Here is a 19,548-nt window from a genome sequence, read left to right as displayed (position 1 = left end):
GGCCTCTACTGCAGTCCAATTGCCCGTTGGATGAACGGCATCAAGACGTGCTCGAGTTGCTCCCGCGGGGTCGTGCCGCCCAGGCTTGCCTGATCGGCTGTCATCCCGGCCACCAGATAGAACACCGCCACGGCATCTGCCTCGGGATCCTCTGAGGTGAACTCGCCTGTCGCGATACCGGCTTGGATGGCCTCCACGAGAGGCGCCATCACCTCCGCGATGCAGCGCTCGAAGGCGTCCGGATTCTCGAGCAGCATCTCCCGCCAGTGCGAAGCGACCAGTGACAACGGCTTGGCCAGATCTTTCTGGTAGGCCGCGTCCAGGGCCGCGGCGATATACGCCCGAACTTTTTCCGACGGCGTCTCGACGGCGGCCGTCGCGCGTCGCAGTGAGATGGCTGACGCGCCGAGTTCATCTTCGAACAGCGCCACCAAGAGGTCGCTCTTCTTGTGGAAGTGCCGATAGAAACTTCGTGTCGACAAGCCAGCCTGGCGCAAGACGCTGTCCACCTTGAATCCCCACCAGCCATTGCGCTGCATGACCTCCGTTGCGGCAGTGAGCAACCGGCTGCGTTCGGACTCGGCTATGTCTGTGCGTGCTTCGGCAGCTGCAGGCTGCTGCCGCGCGCGGGGCCTGTTCGCGGGGCTCATTGTTCTCCCCTCTCTTGGACGCCCGCCAACAGGGTAATCCCGGGCGACGATGCCAGATGACAGATCGGCTCGTCTGCCCAGCGGCCAGGGTGGAAATTGAAATCGACGTTTCCACCGATGGCGGTACTGCAGTGGGTGGCGACTTCCTACATTGGCTCTCGTAGAACCCAACAACTGGAGGTAGTTCGGTGAGCGGTCCGCTCCATGGAATCAGGGTGATCGACTGCACCAGGGGGCTGGCGGGCCCGCGGGCCACCGGGATGCTCGCCGACTACGGAGCCGAGGTCTGGTGGGTGGAGCCCCCCGGCGGCGACCCGCTGCGCGACGTGTTGGCGACGGAGTATGCCGTCTTCAACCGCGGCAAGAAAAGCGTGCAGCTCGACCTGAAGAAGGACGCCGACCGCGCTCAGCTGTTCGACATGCTCGGGTCGGCAGACCTCTTCGTCACCAGCTGGCGACCCGGCGTGGCCGAACGGCTCGGCGTCGACTGGGTGCGCGTCCACGAGCGGTTTGCTCGCCTGGTCTATACCGCGATCACCGGATTCGGTGAGGACGGCACCCTTGCCGAGGTGCCCGGGCATGAGGCCGTCGTGCAGTCCTACGTGGGTGTCACGGCCGAACAGGTGGGCCTGCGGCCCGCGCCGATCTACGAAGGCGTGCCGTTCGCCAGTATCGGCGCGGCGAACCTGGCGGTCATCGGTTCACTGGCGGCGCTCTACCGCCGCGACGAAGACCATCGCGGCCGACTGGTCCAGACCTCACTCGTCGACGGTGCGCTCAGCTACATGGGCATGATGTGGGGTGACGCCGACAAGGCCGGTGCCGCACCGCAGATCGTGCCGGGCAGCATCCGACTGGTCTCACGGTCCTTCCGCTGCGCCGACGACGAGTACCTGGGCGTCCACACCGGTGCGGTGGGGGCCTTCGGACGATTGATCCGCGAACTCGGTCTCGACGACCGGCTGCAGGTCGCCACGGACGGCTCCGACATGAGAATTCCCCTCAACGAAGACGAGCGCAAGGTCCTGCTCGAGGATGTGCCGGCGATCTTCGAGAGCCAGCCCAGGGACGTGTGGCTCAAGCGGCTCATCGACGCCGACGTCGCGGTGATCCCCGAGCTACATCCCGGGGAAATCTTCGACCAACCGCAAGTGCGCCACAACGGCATGGTGGTGACGGTCGAGGACTCGCGGTTCGGCACGGTGGAGCAGGTGGCACCTGCCATCAGGTTCGCCGGCCTGGACCACCGGCCGGAAGCGGGAGCGCCGGAAGTGGGCGAGCACGACGGTCGATGGACCGCCGGCGTATCGGGCCAGAGCCAGGGCCAGAGCCAGACCCCGACCGCAGACTCCGGCGACCAGTACCTGCTCGAGGGTCTGCGAATCCTCGACGCGGGCGCCTATTACGCGGGTCCGTTCAGCTCCAGGCTGCTCGCCGACCTCGGAGCCGACGTGATCAAGCTCGAGACCACGCTGGGTGACCAGTTGCGGGCAATCCAGCGGCCGTTCCGGGCCGCATCGTGCGGCAAGCGCGCAATTTCTCTGAACCTCAAGGATCCTGAGCTGCACCCTGCCCGTGACGAACTGATCCGGTGGGCCGATGTGGTGCTGCACAACATGCGTCCCGGTGCCGCCGACCGCGTCGGACTCGGCCACGAGCAGGTGCGCGATCTCAATCCGGAAGCCGTCTACCTGTACGCGCCGGGATGGGGGTCTTCGGGCCCGGACAAGTTGCGGCAGTCGTTCGCTCCGTTGATGTCGGGCTACGTCGGGCTCGGTTATGAGGTGGCCGGCCAATTCAACCCGCCGATGTGGCCCATCGGCAACGAGGACCCGGGTAACGGCCTGACCGGGGCCATCGGCATCCTGGCCGCTCTGCTGCACCGCAACCGTGCCGGCGGTGGCTGCTACGTGGAGAACCCTCAGCTGAACGCGACCATGACGCATGCCGCTCACATCGTGCGGCAGGACGACGGCACCGTGCTCGGGGCGCAACGGCTCGATCCGCTGCAGACCGGTATCGGTCCGCTGGACCGGCTCTACGAAACCCGGGATGGCTGGGTGTGTCTGGTGGCGCTCAGTGATGCCGAGATACGCCGGCTCGAGCCGGTTCTCGGTGTCGAGATTCTGGAGGATCCGCGTTTTGCCAGCCATGACGCGCGGATGGAGAACCGCTACGAACTCGAAGAGATGATCTTCGACGTGCTTGTCCAGCGAGACAGTGCGGACTGGGTCGAGGTGCTGCGGTCAGCGGGCGTGGCGGCCATTGTGCCCAAGTCGCAGAACAACAGCAGGAGCTTCCACCGCGATCCGATCAACCAGGCGATCGGGCGTATCGCCGAAGTCGCCGATGCCGACGGAAGCATGGTTCGGGAGTCGGCTGTCATGGTGCGGGTCAGCGACGCCAAGCCTGCGCCGCACCGGCTTGCGCCCGCGCTCGGCCAGCACACCGACGAGGTGCTGCTCGGACACGGCTACAGCGTCGAGAAGATCGCGGAGCTGCGCGCCCGCGGCTCGATCAGGTAGCCGGAGATGCCGAGACAACCCTGATGCCGCCGACCGACCCCATGCCACCCCTTGGGTCGGACGTCGCGCTAAAGGGCGAACTCGCGGTCTTTCATGTGCGCGGGAATCCGGGGATCGCGCTCGCGAATCTCGTTCACCGGCAACGGAACTTCAGCGATCACCGGGAGGTAGATCTGCGGATCCACTCCCCAGTTCCACCGGCCGATCTCGGCGGCAGAACGGCGGCCCGCCATGGCACGCACGAATTCGAAACGGTCGGCCACCACGCACGAGGTGGCTTTGCCCCGGCCCGCGATGGTGCCCCACTGCTCGACCGTCACACGCAATGACGGCAGACCCGCGGCGGCGACCCGGTCGGAGAATCGGCCGGACAATTCGTCGAGCGCCACCTTGATCGCCACGTTGTCGCGGGCCCCCGGTGCATTCAGGACTGTTCGCAGGTCGTGCTCGGTCATCGTGATGGCGGTGACCAACGCAGGTACCGCGCAGTCAGCGAGCCGCGAGCGCAGTGCGACGGCTGCGGCGTGGACGTCGGCGATCAGTTCGGGCAGTGCCGACTGTGCCGTTCCTGGTTCGGGGAGGGTCAGCGGCACAGGCTCGGGGGTGGCGAGCACCTGCGCCAGGTGCGCAACGCCGTCGCACACCGTTGCCCCGGGAACGGTGTGCAGCGGTTGGGTCTCGGAGTCATCGGGCAACGAGCGGAGTAGACCCTCGATGCGCTCGATGGTGGCCTCCCAGATTGCTGCGAGATCGCGTTCCGGCGCAGGAGTGGTGTCGGAGCGCATTGCTGAATCTCCTGCTCTCAGAGGATGAGTCGAGGACCGCCGTTGCCGGGCCGTGCCCGAGTGATGCCGGCGGCGGATGTGTCTGCAGCGTAGGAGAACTCAACTGTCTGAGAAAGGTGTACCGGGCAGCCAAAATTGGAAACGCCGTTTCCCGCTCGGGCCTCCACATCGTGTTGCGCCGGTGCCATCATCAGATTCAGGCTGACCGCCGTTACACCGCAATGATTAGGGAAGCGAGTCTTCAGCAATGTTTACCTTGTTCAGCGTCGACGACCACATTGTCGAGCCTGCCCACGTGTGGACCGACCGCGTGCCGGCCAAGTTCAAGGACCGGGTGCCGCATGTCGTCGAGGTTGACGGCCGTCAGATCTGGGAGTGGGAGGGCGGCCGCGAACTGACCATGGGCCTCAACGCCGTCGCCGGTAAGCCGCGCGAGGAGTGGGGCATGGAGCCGGCCCGATTCGAGGACATGATCCCCGGCTGCTACGACCCCGTCGAGCGCCGCAAGGACCTGCTGTCCAATGGCATCTTCGCGTCGGTGTCGTTCCCGACCCTGCCCGGTTTCGGCGGCCGCAAGTTCGCCACGTGGCCGGACAAGGAACTCGCCTTGGTCTGCGTGCAGGCCTGGAACGACTACATGATCGACGAGTGGTGTGGTGCCGGCCGCGACGTCTTCGTGCCGATGCACATCCTGCCGGTGTGGGACATCGACCTTGCCATCAAGGAGCACGAGCGGATGGTGGCCAAGGGAAGCAAGGCGATCTGCTTCATCGAGGATCCGTACGTTGTGGAACTGCCGAGCTTCCATGGCGGGTACTGGGAGCCGCTGTTCGCCGCAGCCCAGGCTGATCAGACCCCGATCTGCATGCACATCGGTTCCGGCGGTGCCGCCATCGACCTGTCGAAGATCCATGCCGTGGGCGGCGAGATGCCCAACCCGATGACAGAGATCGCCGCCGCGTTCGCGGTGGCCGCGCGCTCGGCGTGCAACCTGATGGTCAGCCCGCTGCTGCGCAAGTACCCCGACGCCAAGGTGGTGTGGTCGGAGGGTGGCATCGGCTGGATCCCGGCGGCACTCGAGCGAGCCGATCGCCAGTGGCAGCGCCACCAGTACTGGTCACATGTGGAGAACGCCGACATCCTGCCGTCCGCGGTCGCGCGGCGCAGCATGTACTTCTGCATGATCGAAGAGCCGATCGGCATCAAGTACCGGTACGACTTCGAGATCGACAACATCCTGTGGGAGTCGGACTATCCGCACGCCGACACTCCGTTCCCGAAGTCTCAGATGGCCGCCAAGGAGGTCTTCGACGGGGTACCGCAGACCGAAATCGACAAGATCACCCACAAGAATGCTGAAAAGCTGTTCCACTTCCCGATCGACCAGCAGCTGGTCGCCGACTACCTAGGGTCGAGCAGCTAGCACGGGCCTTGGCGGTCGAGACGCTGCCCGACTGCCAAGGTTAATGATTCGGTGAAACACCGATGCGGCAGCGTCAGCTGCTGGCAGCATTCTGGACGTGATCGCGGCGGTGACTCCCAAAGGGGAGCGACGACGGTATGCGCTGGTCAGCGCTGCCGCCGAGCTGCTGTGTGAAGGTGGGTTCGAGGCGGTTCGGCATCGCGCGGTGGCCGCGCGGGCCGGCCTGCCACTGGCGTCGACCACCTACTACTTCTCGTCGTTGGACGATTTGGTGGAGAGCGCGGTCGAGTTCGTCGGCACGGTGGAAGCCGCCCAGTTGCGGTCGCGGGTGGACGACCTGCCACGGCGTCGTCGGGGTGCTGAGGCCACCGCGGACGTCCTGGTCGACCTGCTGATCGGTGACCCGTCGCAGGAGCCGGTCAGTGAGCAACTGATCTCCCGGTACGAGCGCTACATCGCCTGCGCCCGCCAGCCGGCGCTGAGGGGCATCCAGCGGCGGCTGCTGCAGCAGCGGGTCGAAGCGGTGGGCGAGGCCATCGAGCGGTCCGGGCGCTTTGTGCGGATGGAACTGCTCACTGCGCTGGTGTGCGCGGTCGACGGGGCAGTGGTGTCCGCGCTGGTCGGCGATGGTGACGGTCCTCGCGAGGTGGCTCGTGCCACCCTGGTGGACATGCTGGACGTGCTGGCTCCCATCGACGAGCGCAGCCTGCGAGTCTGAAGGTTACGTTCGAGGCATGGACTTCTCGGCGCTCACCCGGCCGGCAACCGAACTGCTGGATGGCGCCATGGACCGCGCCCTGGTCTTGGGCTACACCAAGATCGGTTCGGGACTGCGGCGCTTGTGGTGGCCCGCCGACCCGGCGGCCGGCTCGATGGTGGGCGAGCGGGTGGTGGTGTCCGGGGCAACCGCGGGGATCGGGTTCGCCATGGCACAGGGCTTTGCCGAGCTGGGGGCGACGGTCCATCTGCTGGGCCGCAACGCCGAGAAGGTGCACCAGTGCGCCGAGGCGATCCGGGCTGCGGTGTCCGGCGCCGACGTCGTCGAGGAGGTGTGCGACGTTTCCGACCTGGACGCGGTTCGGGCCTGGACCGCGTCGTTCTCCGGTCGAGTGCTCGCGCTGGACGGACTGGTGCACAACGCCGGGCTGATGCCCAAGGACCGCAGGGTCACCCCGCAAGGTCACGAGGTGCAGTTGGCCACTCACGTGCTGGGCCCGCATCTGATGACCGACCGGCTGCTGCCGTTACTCAAAGCGGCTCGGGCATCGTCGGTGGTGTGGGTGTCGTCCGGGGGTATGTACAGTTCCCCGCTGGTGGTCGACGACCTGGAATACCGCAGCGGCTACAACGGGGTCCGCGCCTATGCCCGGACCAAGAAAATGCAAGTGGTACTTGCTGATTCGTGGGCGCGCCGGCTGGCCGGCACTGGTGTGCGGGTGGAGAGCATGCATCCCGGCTGGGTGGACACCCCCGGTGTGGCCGAGTATCTGCCCCGGTTCCGGGTGCTCACCAGGCCGCTGTTGCGCGACCTGTCCGACGGTGCCGACACCGCGGTGTGGCTGGTGGCCACCCGGCCGGAGTCCACCCCCGGGCATTTCTGGCATGACCGGGTACAGCGTCCGACGACATTCGGTTGGCAACGCCAGGAGAATCCGGCGAAGGTGCGCCGCTTCCTCGAACAGGTGAGCCGTCTCACCGGGACCGCGGACACCTGGACGGGCTTGCGCGCCTGAGTGTTTCGCTCAGTTGGTGCTGGGTGGTGAGTGTGGTTCGTAGGGTTGGTACCACCACCATTGGGCGCGTTCGCCGGTCGGGCCGGGGTAGGACGGGACATCCGTTGGCGGTCGGGTGGGTGTGTGGGCAATCGGGGCGTCGGTGAGGGGATCGCCGTTGGTGTCGGTGATGACGAGCTGGTCGGCGGGGCCGGTGATGGTGATCAGCCCTTGGTGGTGGGCGCGGTGGTGAAACGGACACAGCAGGACCAGGTTCGATAGCTCGGTGGGTCCGCCGTGTTCCCAGTGCACGATGTGGTGGGCGTGCAGACCGCGGGTGCTGTTGCAGCCGGGTACCGCGCAGGCCCGGTCGCGGTGTTCCAGCGCGCGGCGCAGCCGGCGGTCGACGGTGCGGGTGGCGCGTCCGGCCCCGATGGGCCGGCCGTCGCGTTCGAACCAGACTTCGCAGGTGGCATCGCAGGTCAGGTAGTGGCGGTCGGCATCGGGCAGCAGCGGGCCCAGGTGCAGTGCGGCGGCGGACTTGTCGATGTCGAGGTGCACGACGACGGTGGTGTGCTGGCCGTGCGGGCGGCGGGTGGCTTGCGCGTCCCAGCTGTCGGTGACCAGTTGCAGGAAGGCGTCGACAGTGGTGGGGAACGATGGTGCCTGCGTCGGGTCGCTGCCGTGATCGCGCGTCCACTCGCTGACCAGGGCGTCGAGATGGGACGTGAGGGCGGCGTCGAGGATGGCGGCTTCGTCGTGGGGCAGGGTGATACGCCAGCTGGTGGTGGTGTCGGTACTGGTGGTGGTGATGCTGCGTTGGGGCTGCGGCCGGGGATCGGGGTCGGGTCGGGGTTCGAGCCGGATCGCGGTGCGCAACTGGTGGACGGTGGCGACCGCGGCCAGCTCGGCGTAGTGCTCATCGGAACCCTCACCTGCACCGGCGGCGATGACGGCGACCTGATCCAGCGACAGCCGGCCCTGCTGCAATTCGGTCACGCAGCGGGGGAAGTCCTGACTGCGGTGGGCCACCGTGGCGATCGCGTGGGCGTTGGCCGTGGTGGTGCCCAGTTTCCAGGCCACCAACGCGGCCACCGAGCGCGCCCCGGTCGCACCCCACAACTCGTCGCGCTCGACCTCGGCCACGATATCCACGATCCGCCCGTCGATCGCATTGCGCTGACCAGCCAACTCCGAGAGCTCCTCAAACAGCGCCTCAAGACGCTGCTGGGGTGTGGTCACCACCATCGACGAGGACATGACCACATCCTCGCAGCACCCACCGACAAGTTTTATATCCCCGCGCCCCTGCTCGGCAAAACCGACGATTCGGCGCGAAAGATCAAGTAAGAAGCGCCATTACGTCGATCGCGGCGTCGGGGTAACGATACAGCCGGTAGCCGGTTCGCCATAGATCGTCACGTCCCCCGGCCGGGTGAGGAAGAAGCGCGCGACGTAGGCACACAGCACCGCGTCGATCGGATCCTCGGCCCGGCGCAACTCCGATTTGCGCGTAGCGTCGGCGACCGACGTGGTGAGCCGTCGCCAGTCGGGATGATCGAGAGACAGATCCGGCAGCTCTTCAATGAACTCGACCAGTCGCAGAAGCTCGGAGCGCAGCAGTGCCATATCTCGGCCCTGTTTCTGCTTGTACTTCAGCGTGCGCCCCAACCCGAACAGCGCGACGGCGGCGGCGTGCGGGTAGACCTCCAGCGCCCGGCGAGCCGACGACGACCGTGGATCGAGATCAAGGTTGAGCGCCCGGCACAACCGTGCGCCCCGGCCACCGTCGGCGAACCAGGCCAGCCCGGTATTGGCCGGGTGCGCGCCCGCGTCGTAGCGGCGGAAGTCCCGGTTCAAGGCGGTCTCACACGGCCGGGTTCCGGTCGGGTTGGTGACCACCAGGGGAGCGTCGACGGCCACCACACAGGGGCCGCCGACGTAGGGGGCGATCCGGGCGAGGACGTCGTCGTCGTCACCCGCGGCGCTGACGTGCAGCAGCACGCCGTCGCCGTCGAGGACGGCCACCCCGGTGGGGTTGCGTTGCCCCCAAGCCAGGTCGACCCCGACACAGTGCATACGCCAAACCGTAAGCTAGTGCCTCGTGACGATCCCGAATGTCCTGGCCAACCGGTATGCGAGCGCGGAAATGGTGGCCATCTGGTCACCGGAGGCCAAGATCGTGGCCGAACGGCGGCTGTGGCTCGCGGTGCTGCGCGCACAGAAGGAACTGGGTGTCGACGTACCCGACGGGGTGATCGAGGACTACGAGCGGGTGCTCGAGCAGGTGGACCTGGGTTCGATCGCCGCGCGTGAGCGGGTGACCCGCCACGACGTCAAGGCCCGCATCGAGGAGTTCAATGCGCTGGCCGGTCACGAGCACGTGCACAAGGGGATGACCAGCCGCGACCTGACCGAGAACGTCGAGCAGCTGCAGATCCGGCGCTCGCTGGAGTTGGTGCACGCCCACGGTGTCGCGGTGGCGGCCCGGCTGGCCGAGCGGGCGGCCACCTATCGCGATCTGGTGATGGCCGGCCGCAGCCACAACGTCGCCGCGCAGGCCACCACGCTGGGCAAGCGGTTCGCCTCGGCCGCCGAGGAGACCCTGATCGCGCTCACCCGCATTCGTGAGCTGATCGACCGCTACCCGCTGCGCGGCATCAAGGGGCCGATGGGCACCGCCCAGGACATGCTCGATCTGTTCGACGGAGACGACGAGCGGTTGACCGAGCTTGAACGCCGGGTGGCCGAGTTCCTGGGATTCTCAGCGGTTTTCGCCAGCGTCGGCCAGGTATACCCGCGGTCGCTGGACCACGATGTGCTCTCCGCTCTGGTGCAGTTGGGCGCGGGACCGTCGTCGTTCGCGCACACCGTCCGGCTCATGGCCGGCCACGAGCTGGTGACCGAGGGCTTCGCACCGGGACAGGTCGGCAGCTCGGCGATGCCGCACAAGATGAACACCCGCAGTTGCGAGCGGGTCAACGGCCTGCAGGTGATCCTGCGCGGATACGGCTCGATGGCCGCGGAACTGGCTGGGGCGCAATGGAATGAGGGCGACGTGTTCTGTTCGGTGGTGCGCCGGGTCGCGCTGCCGGACGCATTCTTCGCCATCGACGGGCAGATCGAGACGTTCCTGACCGTGCTCGACGAGTTCGGTGCCTACCCGGCGGTGATCCAGCGCGAATTGGACCGCTATCTGCCGTTCCTGGCCACCACCAAGGTGCTGATCGCCGCGGTGCGTGCCGGCGTGGGCCGGGAGACCGCGCACGAGGTCATCAAGGAGCACGCCGTGGCCGTCGCGCTGGCGATGCGGGAGAAGGGCCAGGAACCCGACCTCTTGGACCGGTTGGCCGCCGATGACCGGCTTCCGCTGGACCGGGCGGCACTGGACGCGGCGCTGGCCGACAAGCAGGCCTTCACCGGTGCTGCGGCCAGCCAAGTCGACCAGGTGATCGCCGCGGTGGACGAACTGGTGCGGGATTACCCGGACGCCGCCAAGTACAGCCCGGGTGCGATCCTGTAAGCCCATGGTGCTCAAGGACATCGACTTCACGGACCTGGACAACTTCGCTGACGGGTTTCCCCACGACCTGTTCGCGATCCATCGCCGTGAGGCGCCGGTGTACTGGCACGAGCCGACCGTCAACACCCCCGACGGTGAGGGTTTCTGGTCGGTGGCGACCCATCCGGAAACCCTTGCGGTGCTGCGTGATGCCGGCACGTACTCGTCGGTGACCGGGGGAGAGCGGCCCTACGGCGGCACCCTGTTGCAGGACCTGCCGATCGCCGGCCAGGTGCTGAACATGATGGACGACCCGCGGCACGCCCACATCCGGCGGCTGGTCAGTTCGGGTCTGACACCGCGGATGATCCGCCGCGTCGAAGACGACCTGCGTGCCCGCGCGCGGGCGCTACTGGACGAGGTCGACCCGGGGGTGGCCTTCGACTTCCTGGTCGACGTCGCCGCCGAACTGCCGATGCAGATGATCTGCATCCTGCTGGGAGTGCCGGAGAGCGAACGGCATTGGTTGTTCCAGGCCATCGAGCCGACCTTCGACTTCGGCGATTCCCGGCGCGGCGAGGTGGGCACGCTCTCAGTCGAGGACGCCGGATCGCGGATGTTCGCCTACGGCATGGAGTTGATCGCGGCCAAGCGGACACAGCCGACCGACGACATGCTGTCGGTGGTGGCCAATGCCACCGCTGATCCGTTGTCGGATCTCGAGTTGTACATGTTCTTTTCGCTGCTGTTCAGCGCTGGGGCGGAGACCACCCGCAACGGGGTGGCCGGGGGACTGCTTGCCCTGGCGCAGAACCCGGACCAGTACCGGCGACTGCAGGATGATCGCGAGTTGTTGCCGACGGCGATCGAGGAGATGATCCGGTGGACCTCGCCGTCGCCGTCGAAGCGGCGCACCGCGACCCGGGACACCGAACTGGGTGGCCAGGCGATCAAGGCTGGGCAGAAGGTGCTGGTGTGGGAGGGCTCGGCCAACCGCGACGCCGCGGTATTCGCCGATGCCGATCGCTTCGATGTGGGCCGTAAACCCAACCTGCACTTGGGTTTCGGTCAGGGCGTGCACTACTGCCTGGGTGCCAACCTGGCCCGCCTCGAGCTGCGGGTGCTCTACGAAGAGTTACTGAGCCGGTTCGATGAAGTCCGCGTGGTCAAGCCGGTGGAGTGGGCGCGCAGTAACCGGCACACCGGAATCCGGCACCTGTTCGTCGAATTGCGACCGTAGCCGCGGGTCGTCAAGGTCAGGCTGACTGCCCCGATGTACCTCCGATGAGAGATCCGGGATTGCCGCCTTGGCCGCCATTGCCGCCGACGGCGCCTCCGTTGCCGCCTGCGGGGAAGCCATCGTTGCTACCGCCGTGACCGCCGCTGGCGCCGCCTCCGCCAGCCGCCCCATCTGTGCGCGGTGTGTCAATTCCGTCGGCGCCGGCTCCGCCGCCACCGCCGGTGCCCGCCCCGCCGATGCCGCCCGCACCTCCATTCCACGCCGCTGACGGTGAGCCGTTGGTGAATGAGACGGCATCCCCGCCCGCACCGCCGTTCCCGGCGACACCAGAGCTGGATGCGGCACCACCACCGCCGCCGCCGTCGCCGCCACTGGAGCCGAGTTGACTCTCAACGATGCCTGCGCCACCGCCGCTGCCGCCGCCACCGCCGCCGCCGGCTTTACCGCCGGTAGCCCCCGATGCCGTGGCGCCCGCGCCACCTGACCCGCCAGTTCCGCCGCCGGCGGCGGTCAGGTAGGTGAAGTTGTCGATGGTGGTGCCCGTGCCGTAATTCGCGGAGCCGCCGTGACCTCCTGCACCGCCGGTTCCACCGGTGCCACCGCTACCGGTTGCGCCAGAACCGTTTCCGGCGTTGCCACCGACGCCGCCCGCACCACCGCCACCACCACCGCCCCCGTCGGCGAAGTCAAAGCCGAAGGTCGCGGTCTGGAAGGCGATGTAGTCTCCGCCGGATCCGCCGTTCCCGCCAGTTCCGCCGTTGCCACCGGAGCCGTTGACGGCCGTGCCTGACGCCGCACCACCGCTGCCGCCGGCGCCACCTCGACCGCCCGAGCCGCCTGGCGGTGAAAATACGATGAAACCGGCGTCAGCGATGAGAGCGGATCCACCGCCACCGGTGCCGCCGGTGCCGCCGGTACCGCCGGCGCCACCGTTGCTATTGCTACCTGCGGAACCCGCGGTACGACCGGTTCCGCCCGTGCCGCCGGTGCCCCCGGCACCGCCGGTTCCGCCGGTTCCGCCCGTTCCGCCGTTGGTTCCCGCGTTGCCGCTTCCGTCGGGCGCGTTGTAGCCGCTGCCGCCAGCTCCGCCTTGGCCGCCGGAACCGGCAGAGCCGCCCGAGCCGCCCTGACCACCGACTCCTTGCAATCCGGTGGTGCCGCCACCGCTACCACCGGTGCCGCCGGTGCCGCCGGTTCCGCCAGCACCGCCGCTGCCGCCCGTGCCCCCACTGGTTCCGGCGACGCCGGAAGACGAGCTGTCGGTGCCGCGGGTCCCGGTGCCGCCGGTTCCGCCCGCCCCGCCAGTGCCGCCGATGCCGCCGGTGCCGCCGTTGCTGTCAGTGCCTGCGGCGCCGCTGCTGCGACCCGCGCCGCCTTGGCCGCCGGCGCCGCCGGAACCACCCGTTCCGCCGGTTCCGCCGGTTCCGCCTGCCGTGGCGTCCTCCCCGACTCCGCCGCTATAGCCGGTGCCGCCGGCACCGCCTTGGCCGCCCGTGCCTGCCGATCCGCCGGAACCGCCCTGACCGCCCACGCCTTGCAAGCCGGTGGTGCCGCCTCCGCTACCGCCGACTCCGCCGGTGCCACCGGCGCCTGCGTTGCCGCCTAGTCCACCTTGGCCTCCGGCTCCTCCACCGGTGCCGGCGGCGGTGCTATCGGTGCCGCTTGTACCGGTGCCGCCGTTGCCGCCAGTGCCGCCGGTACCACCCTTTCCGCCGGCGCCCCCGTTGCTGTCGGTTCCCGTGACGCCGTTGACCCGACCCGCGCCGCCTTGGCCACCGGCAGCGCCGGAACCGCCTGTGCCGCCAGTGCCGCCGGCGCCACCGCTGCCGCCATTGATGCCGAAGAAGAAGATTGTCAACGGGTCAGATGGGCTGTAGCCCGTACCGCCCTGTCCGCCTTGGCCGCCAACGCCGGCAACACCTGCCGAGCCACCGTTAGCGCCAAGGCCCTGAAGTCCACCGTTGCCACCGCCGACGCCACCGTTTCCACCAGCTCCGCCCGCACCCGCATTTCCGCCCGAACCCCCGGTGCTTCCCTTGCCGCCGTTGAGGTTTGACGTAGACAGATCGAAATCAGCCCCGGGCGCACCTTGACCGCCGCTGCCGCCGTTGCCGCCGGAGCCACCTTGGCCGCCGTCTCCGCCATTGCCGGAAAGAGCGCCACCTTTGCCGCCGTCGCCTCCTCTGCCGCCACTGCCACCGTCGCCGCCGGTCGGGTTCTGGCTGGTGCCATAGCTTCCGGCCGCACCGTTGCCGCCGACGCCGCCCGACCCGCCGTTGCCGACTGCTCCGCCGTTGCCGCCGTTTCCGCCGTTGCCGCCGTTGGTTCCGGCCAGTACGGTGACGTCGGCGGCCGCGTCGTATCCGTTGCCGCCGTTACCGCCGTTGCCTCCTGAGGTGGCGGGGTTGCCGTTCGCCGCTGAGCCGTTGCCGTCGCCGTTGAGCCCGCCGGCGCCGAATGTTCCTGGTGCGCCGCCGTTTCCGCCGTTTCCGCCGGTGGGGTATGCGGCGCTGCCGTCACCACCGTTTCCGCCGTTGCCGCCTTGTCCGGCGTTACCACCATTTCCGCCTTGGCCCGCAACGCCTGCGAGAACGACGGTACTGGCCGAGCCTCCGGCTCCGCCCGAGCCGCCGTTGCCGCCGTTGGCTCCGCTGCCGCCTGCGCCCCCGGTGCCGGCGGCCGCGTACGCGGTGGCATCCTCGCCATTGCCACCCGCCCCGCCCGAGCTGCCGTTACCGCCGGATCCGCCGGTACCACCGCCGCCACCAGTGCCGTTGGTGGACAGCGCCTTTCCGCCGCTTCCGCCGTTGCCGCCGCTTCCGCCCGCGGTGCCATTGGCACCGTTGACCCCGTTCTGGGGTGGGGTCAGCACCACCACCGCGTTCGTGCCAAAGGAATTGGTGACGTAGCCGCGGGTGCCGTTGGGGCTGATCGCCACGTCCCACGGCGTGGCGGACGATCCGATGGGAATCTCCTGCACGGTATTGGTCGCGGTGTCGATCACCGACACTGACCGGCTATTGCGATTGGCGACATAGACGGTCTTCCCATCAGGGCTTACCGCCAAGCCTGCTGGATTGTCACCGACGGTGATGGGAGTGCCGACGACTGTGTTGGTGGCGGTATCGATCACCGAGACCCTGTCGTAGTTGTTGGTGATGTAGACGCGGGTGCCGTCGGGGCTGATGGCCACTCCGGTCGGGTTGGTGCCGACGGTGATGGGATCGCCGATGACCGAATTGGTCGCCGTGCTGATCACCGAGACGGTGCCACTTCCGCTGTTGGTGACGTACACGCGGGTTCCATCGGGCGTCACGGCAATGCTGTTGGCGCCGCTACCGTTCGGGATGGAGATAGCGGTGACGGCAAGGGTCTCGAGATCGATCACCGACACTGTGCTGTTGTACTGGTTCGCGACGTAGGCACGTGTTCCATCGGGCGTCACCGCAATGGCCACCGGGCCGGAGTCGGGCCCGACAGATATCGGGCTGCCCACAACGGTATTGGTGCTGGTATCGATCACCGAAACCGTGCCACCGCCGGCGTTCGTAACGTAGGCGCGGGTGCCGTCCGGGCTGACCGCCACGTCGAAGGGGGTGCTGCCGACGGCGATGGTGGCGGCGACGGTGTTGGTGGCCGCGTCGATCACCGACACCGAATTGCCGCCCTCGTTCACGGCATAGATCCGGGCGCCGTCAGGGCTGACCGCGACTCCCAACGGCGAGTTGCCGACCGGGATGGCGGCCGCGACCTGGCTCAGCGGCAACGCTGTCGAGAGGCCGTCGGCGCCAGGCGCACCGGCGCCGCCCGCACCTCCCGCTCCGCCATTGCCGGCCGTCGCGCCGCTGTCGCCGCCGATGCCGCCGGTACCGCCGTTGCCGCCTGCGTGGGTCGCGTCACCGGCTTTACCGCCACCGCCGGCTCCGCCTTGGCCGCCGTTGCCGACCGCGCCGCCGTTGCCGCCGTTTCCGCCGTTGCCGCCGTTGGTTCCGGCCAGTGCGGTGACGTCGGTGGCGGCGTCGTAGCCGTTGCCTCCGTTGCCTCCGTTGCCGCCTGAGGTGGCGGGGTTGCCGTTCGCTGCTGAGCCGTTACCGTCGCCGTTGAGCCCGCCGGCGCCGAATGTGCCTGGTGCGCCGCCGTTTCCGCCGTCTCCGCCGGTTGGGTATGCGGCGCTGCCGTTGCCACCGTTTCCGCCGTTGCCGCCTTGTCCGGCGTTACCGCCACTTCCGCCCGCCCCTGCGGCGCCTTGGGTTCCGCCATTGGTGGCCGCCCCGCCTGCGCCGCCGGCGCCGCCCGTACCGCCGGTGCCTCCGATGCCACCCTGTCCGCCGGTTCCGGCGGCTAGTAGCGCGGTGGCGTCTGCTCCGTTTCCGCCGACCCCGCCGGTGCCGCCGCTGCCTCCGATGCCACCAGAACCACCATGGCCACCGGTTCCGTTGGCCGACAATGCTTTCCCGCCCGTTCCACCAGCGCCACCGGACCCGCCCGCGGTGCCGGATGCGCCGTCGGTGGCGTTCTGAGAAGCGCCGAGCACCGTCACCGAGTTGTCATCGAGGTTGGTGACGTAGACCAGGTTGCCACCGGGGCTGACTGTCACTCCGTTCGGAGATTGGCCCACGGCCACGGTGTCGATGACGGTGTTGGTGGCAGTGTCGATCACCGAGACCGAATTGCTGGACCGGTTTGCCACGTAGGCGCGGGTGCCGTCAGGGCTGACCGCCACCCCGTATGGAGTATTGCCGACGGGGATGGTGGCGACGACTTCCTCAGTTGCGAGGTCGATCACCGACACCGTGTTGGCGCGCGCGTTGCCGACGTAGGCGCGGGTGCCTTGGGAGTTGACTGCCAGAACGATCGGGTTCTCGCCGACACCGATGGTGGCGGTGACGGTCTTCGTGGCGATGTCGAGCACCGACACCGTGTCGTTGAGGGGGTTGGTGATGTACGCAGTGCCGCCGTCCGGGCTGAGCCCCACAAAGCCGGGGTAGCTGACCGGGATCGTGTCGGTGATCGTATTGCTGGCGGTGCTGATCACCGAAAGCCCGCCGCCGATGAGGCGTGCGACGTAGACGCTGCTGCCGTCGGGGCTGAGTGCCATCCCCAGCGGGTTGGATCCAACGGGGACGGTGCCGATCGTTGCGCCAGTGCCGGTGTTGACCACCGTCACCGTTCCGGTGCTGTTGTTGTTCGTGATGTAGGCGCGGGTGCCATCGCTGTTGAGTACGACGGTATTTGGGTTGTCTCCGCCGGTGAAACTACCGCTGACGCTGTTGGTGGCGGTGTCGATGATCGACACCGTCCCGGTGCCGCTGTTGGTGACGTAGGCGTGGGTGCCGTCGGGGCTGAACGCAACCCAGAACGGGTATTGGCCGACGGAGATGGGAGATCCGATGACGACGAGGGGCGCAGCCGTCGTGCCGCCGTTGGCGCCGGCAGCGCCGGTGGCCCCGTTACCGCCGTTGCCACCCGCGCCGCCCGCTCCGCCATTGCCTGCCACGGTCCCGCTGTCACCACCGGAGCCGCCGGCACCACCCGTGCCGCCGGGCGTGCTGGAGTCGCCCGCTTTGCCGTCGCCGCCTGCCCCGCCGGCCCCGCCGTTACCGACCGCGCCGCCGTTGCCGCCCTTACCGCCGTTGCCGCCGTTGGTTCCCGCGGCCGCGGTGGTATCGACGGCCGCGTTGTAGCCCGCACCGCCGGTTCCGCCATTACCCCCGGAGGTGAGGGCCGCGGCGGTCGCACCGTTCTGGCCGGGAGTGCTGCCGGTGCCACCCGCGCCGCCTTGGCCCGGCGCGCCAGGATCTCCGCCGTCGCCGCCATCGCCACCGGTGGGGGTAGTGGCATTGCCGGCCGCTCCGTTGCCGCCGTCCCCGGGTGTGCCGGATGCGCCGCCGTCGCCGCCCTTGCCGCCTGCTCCGGTTTGCCCTGATCGATTGAACAGCAACAGAGTTCGGCCAGATCCGCCCTGCCCGCCGTTGCCGCCCGCCCCGCCGGTGCCGCCGGCTCCGCCATCCCCGCCGTTGCCCCCGTCCTCGCCGGCGACGGTGGCATTGGTGCCCTTGACGCCCTTGCCGCCGGTACCGCCCTTGCCGCCGGTACCCCCGGCTCCGCCAGCACCGCCCGCTCCGATGATCCAGCTGCCGTCGCCGCCGGCACCGCCGGCACCCCCGGCGCCACCCGCGGTGCCTGTTCCGCCGGAATCGCCGGCGTTCGTTCCGTCCTGGCCTGTGGCGCCGGGCGCTCCGTTCCCGCCGTCGCCGCCATGTCCGCCATAGCCCCACACCGACAGCGCACCGACGTCTCCGGCGTCGCCGCCACGGCCACCAATTCCATTGGTGCTCAGCGCAGCTCCACCGGTTCCGCCACTACCGCCGTTGCCGAGGAGGAGGCCGCCGCGACCGCCGTCGCCGCCTCGGGCACCGGAGGTGCCGTCCCCGCCACGCCCGCCGGCGCCGCCCTTGCCCCACAACGCTGTGGCGCTGCTGCCGCCCGTTCCACCGGCGCCACCGGCCGCGGCGTCGCCCTTGCCGCCGGCACCGCCGGCACCGCCGTCGCCCCACAGCGACAACGCTCCGGCGTCGCCGCCGTCGCCTCCTGCACCGCCGGCCTGACCGGTCGTCGTGGCGTTGCCGCCGGCGCCGCCGCTGCCGCCTTTACCGCTGAACAGACCACCTTGGCCGCCGGTGCCGCCAGCTTGGCCAGGCAGGCCCGCCCCGCCGTCGCCGCCGTTGCCGAACCAGCCGGCCGAGCCGCCATTGCCGCCGTTGTAACCGTTGCCGCCGTCACCGAACAGTCCGGCCCGGCCACCGTTGCAGGCGGTGTTGCCGGTGCAGGTGCTGGCGTCGTAACTGAATCCGGTGCCCAGCAGCAGCCCGGCGTCGGGGTGCTCGGCGGTGCCGTTGCTGATGAAGATCGCGATGATGCTGCCCGGCTGCCAGGCGACTGCCGAGGCGCTGACGGTTTCACGCCGGGTGTAGGCGGTGGCGGGCAGCAGGTAGGCCGCGGCGGCGGGTTCACCGGGGCGGGTACCGGATCCCGTGGGGGACGGCGCCGCGGCGACGGGAGTGCTCAGTGCACTCGTTCGCGCTGTGGTACCCGTCGAGCGCGGTCTGTCGGCGGCGCTGGTGGCCGTAATCACCGAGCGGTTTGTGCCACCGGAGGCGGTGCCAGAAGCCGCTGCCGCCCCCGAGGTGCTGCTCTTGGTGGACGATGACGACGACGGTTTGGCCGGCTTGGCTGGGGTGCGGCCGGTGTGCCCGCTGGTCCGCGAAGGACCGGCATCGGACGAACTCGACGAGGATCCGCCGTCGGCCCATGCCACGGCGGGCAGAGCCGCGATCCCGGCACCGACGCCCAGCGCGATCGCCAGCGCTCCCACCCGACCCACATATCGGGCCGAGCTCACCCGGGCCGCACCGCCGCCGCCCGCCGCGCGATCATCTGAGCCGGTAGCGGCAACGGTCACAGTGTTCTCCCTCCACAGCACAGCGCCCACCCCAGGCGCCGCTTGTGCATGAAAGCACATGGAGCCACTTTCCGTGCGGTAGCTCCAATGGATTCATAGCTTTCAGGAGTAAACGCATCAGCGATGTGCGAGAACGCTCCGAGGAGCCGCAGAAATTGAGATAGCCAGCTGTTTCGTGGAATCGTCGGTAATTGCGACAGTCACAGCCAAATGACAGCAACTCCCAGAATTGACTTTTGTGGCTATTTG

At 68.8% G+C, this 19,548-nt stretch carries 11 protein-coding genes; 6 read left to right on the top strand and 5 right to left on the bottom strand.

All coding sequences use genetic code 11. The annotated features are described in order from the left end of the window. Positions 1–5: 5 nt before the first annotated feature. Entirely contained in the window at positions 6–650 is a 645-nt protein-coding gene (locus tag G6N35_RS15690) for a TetR/AcrR family transcriptional regulator (protein WP_163805087.1), read from the bottom strand. Between the two features lie 188 nt (positions 651–838). On the opposite strand from G6N35_RS15690, the gene G6N35_RS15685 reads away from it, so the two are divergent. Further along, positions 839–3,175 (top strand): CaiB/BaiF CoA transferase family protein, encoded by a 2,337-nt coding sequence (locus G6N35_RS15685; RefSeq protein ID WP_163805086.1) that lies wholly within the window; start codon positions 839–841, stop codon positions 3,173–3,175. Between the two features lie 68 nt (positions 3,176–3,243). Here the strand turns inward: G6N35_RS15685 and G6N35_RS15680 are convergent, their stop codons facing one another. Beyond that, the gene (locus tag G6N35_RS15680; protein ID WP_163805085.1) at positions 3,244–3,960 is read right to left on the bottom strand and encodes a hypothetical protein; all 717 of its coding nucleotides are present in this window, start codon (positions 3,958–3,960) and stop codon (positions 3,244–3,246) included. Positions 3,961–4,207: 247 nt separating this feature from the next. Here G6N35_RS15680 and G6N35_RS15675 point away from each other — a divergent pair, with 247 nt between their 5' ends. The 3 genes from G6N35_RS15675 to G6N35_RS15665 all read left to right on the top strand — a co-directional run bounded on the left by G6N35_RS15675 (position 4,208) and on the right by G6N35_RS15665 (position 7,116). Further along, positions 4,208–5,383, top strand: coding sequence for an amidohydrolase family protein (locus tag G6N35_RS15675; RefSeq protein WP_163805084.1), 1,176 nt, complete (start codon positions 4,208–4,210; stop codon positions 5,381–5,383). An 88-nt stretch (positions 5,384–5,471) separates the two neighbouring features. Next, positions 5,472–6,101 (top strand): TetR/AcrR family transcriptional regulator, encoded by a 630-nt coding sequence (locus tag G6N35_RS15670; protein ID WP_163807706.1) that lies wholly within the window; start codon positions 5,472–5,474, stop codon positions 6,099–6,101. A 16-nt stretch (positions 6,102–6,117) separates the two neighbouring features. Next, complete coding sequence (locus G6N35_RS15665) at positions 6,118–7,116, top strand: SDR family NAD(P)-dependent oxidoreductase (RefSeq protein WP_163805083.1); 999 nt, start codon at positions 6,118–6,120, stop codon at positions 7,114–7,116. Positions 7,117–7,125: 9 nt separating this feature from the next. On the opposite strand, the gene G6N35_RS15660 is transcribed toward G6N35_RS15665, so the two are convergent. Further along, positions 7,126–8,355, bottom strand: a complete 1,230-nt coding sequence (locus G6N35_RS15660) for an HNH endonuclease signature motif containing protein (RefSeq protein ID WP_163805082.1) — start codon at positions 8,353–8,355, stop codon at positions 7,126–7,128. A gap of 99 nt (positions 8,356–8,454) precedes the next feature. Beyond that, a complete protein-coding gene (locus tag G6N35_RS15655; RefSeq protein WP_163805081.1) occupies positions 8,455–9,174 on the bottom strand; it encodes a DUF429 domain-containing protein in 720 nt (239 codons plus the stop codon). Positions 9,175–9,199: 25 nt separating this feature from the next. Here G6N35_RS15655 and purB point away from each other — a divergent pair, with 25 nt between their 5' ends. Both purB and G6N35_RS15645 read left to right on the top strand, forming a co-directional pair. Further along, positions 9,200–10,618 (top strand): adenylosuccinate lyase, encoded by a 1,419-nt coding sequence (gene purB, locus G6N35_RS15650; protein ID WP_163805080.1) that lies wholly within the window; start codon positions 9,200–9,202, stop codon positions 10,616–10,618. A gap of 4 nt (positions 10,619–10,622) precedes the next feature. Beyond that, positions 10,623–11,837: a cytochrome P450 gene (locus tag G6N35_RS15645; protein ID WP_163805079.1), complete on the top strand. Its 1,215-nt coding sequence runs from the start codon at positions 10,623–10,625 to the stop codon at positions 11,835–11,837. A 16-nt stretch (positions 11,838–11,853) separates the two neighbouring features. Here G6N35_RS15645 and G6N35_RS27635 read toward each other — a convergent pair whose 3' ends face one another. After that, the gene (locus G6N35_RS27635) at positions 11,854–19,299 is read right to left on the bottom strand and encodes a beta-propeller fold lactonase family protein (RefSeq protein WP_163805078.1); all 7,446 of its coding nucleotides are present in this window, start codon (positions 19,297–19,299) and stop codon (positions 11,854–11,856) included. Positions 19,300–19,548 lie beyond the last annotated feature (249 nt).

This window comes from Mycolicibacterium anyangense (genome assembly GCF_010731855.1).
Taxonomy (GTDB): domain Bacteria; phylum Actinomycetota; class Actinomycetes; order Mycobacteriales; family Mycobacteriaceae; genus Mycobacterium; species Mycobacterium anyangense.
The sequence above is the reverse complement of the archived record's forward strand: the minus strand, read 5'-3'. Positions and strand labels throughout refer to the sequence as shown.

What these genes read in the sequence shown, in the direction of transcription:
- G6N35_RS15690 (WP_163805087.1), bottom strand. Translation starts at nt 650, where the DNA reads ATGAGCCCCGCGAACAGGCCCCGCGCGCGGCAGCAGCCTGCAGCTGCC.
- G6N35_RS15680 (WP_163805085.1), bottom strand. Translation starts at nt 3,960, where the DNA reads ATGCGCTCCGACACCACTCCTGCGCCGGAACGCGATCTCGCAGCAATC.
- G6N35_RS15675 (WP_163805084.1), top strand. Translation starts at nt 4,208, where the DNA reads ATGTTTACCTTGTTCAGCGTCGACGACCACATTGTCGAGCCTGCCCAC.
- G6N35_RS15665 (WP_163805083.1), top strand. Translation starts at nt 6,118, where the DNA reads ATGGACTTCTCGGCGCTCACCCGGCCGGCAACCGAACTGCTGGATGGC.
- G6N35_RS15660 (WP_163805082.1), bottom strand. Translation starts at nt 8,355, where the DNA reads ATGTCCTCGTCGATGGTGGTGACCACACCCCAGCAGCGTCTTGAGGCG.
- G6N35_RS15655 (WP_163805081.1), bottom strand. Translation starts at nt 9,174, where the DNA reads ATGCACTGTGTCGGGGTCGACCTGGCTTGGGGGCAACGCAACCCCACC.
- G6N35_RS15645 (WP_163805079.1), top strand. Translation starts at nt 10,623, where the DNA reads ATGGTGCTCAAGGACATCGACTTCACGGACCTGGACAACTTCGCTGAC.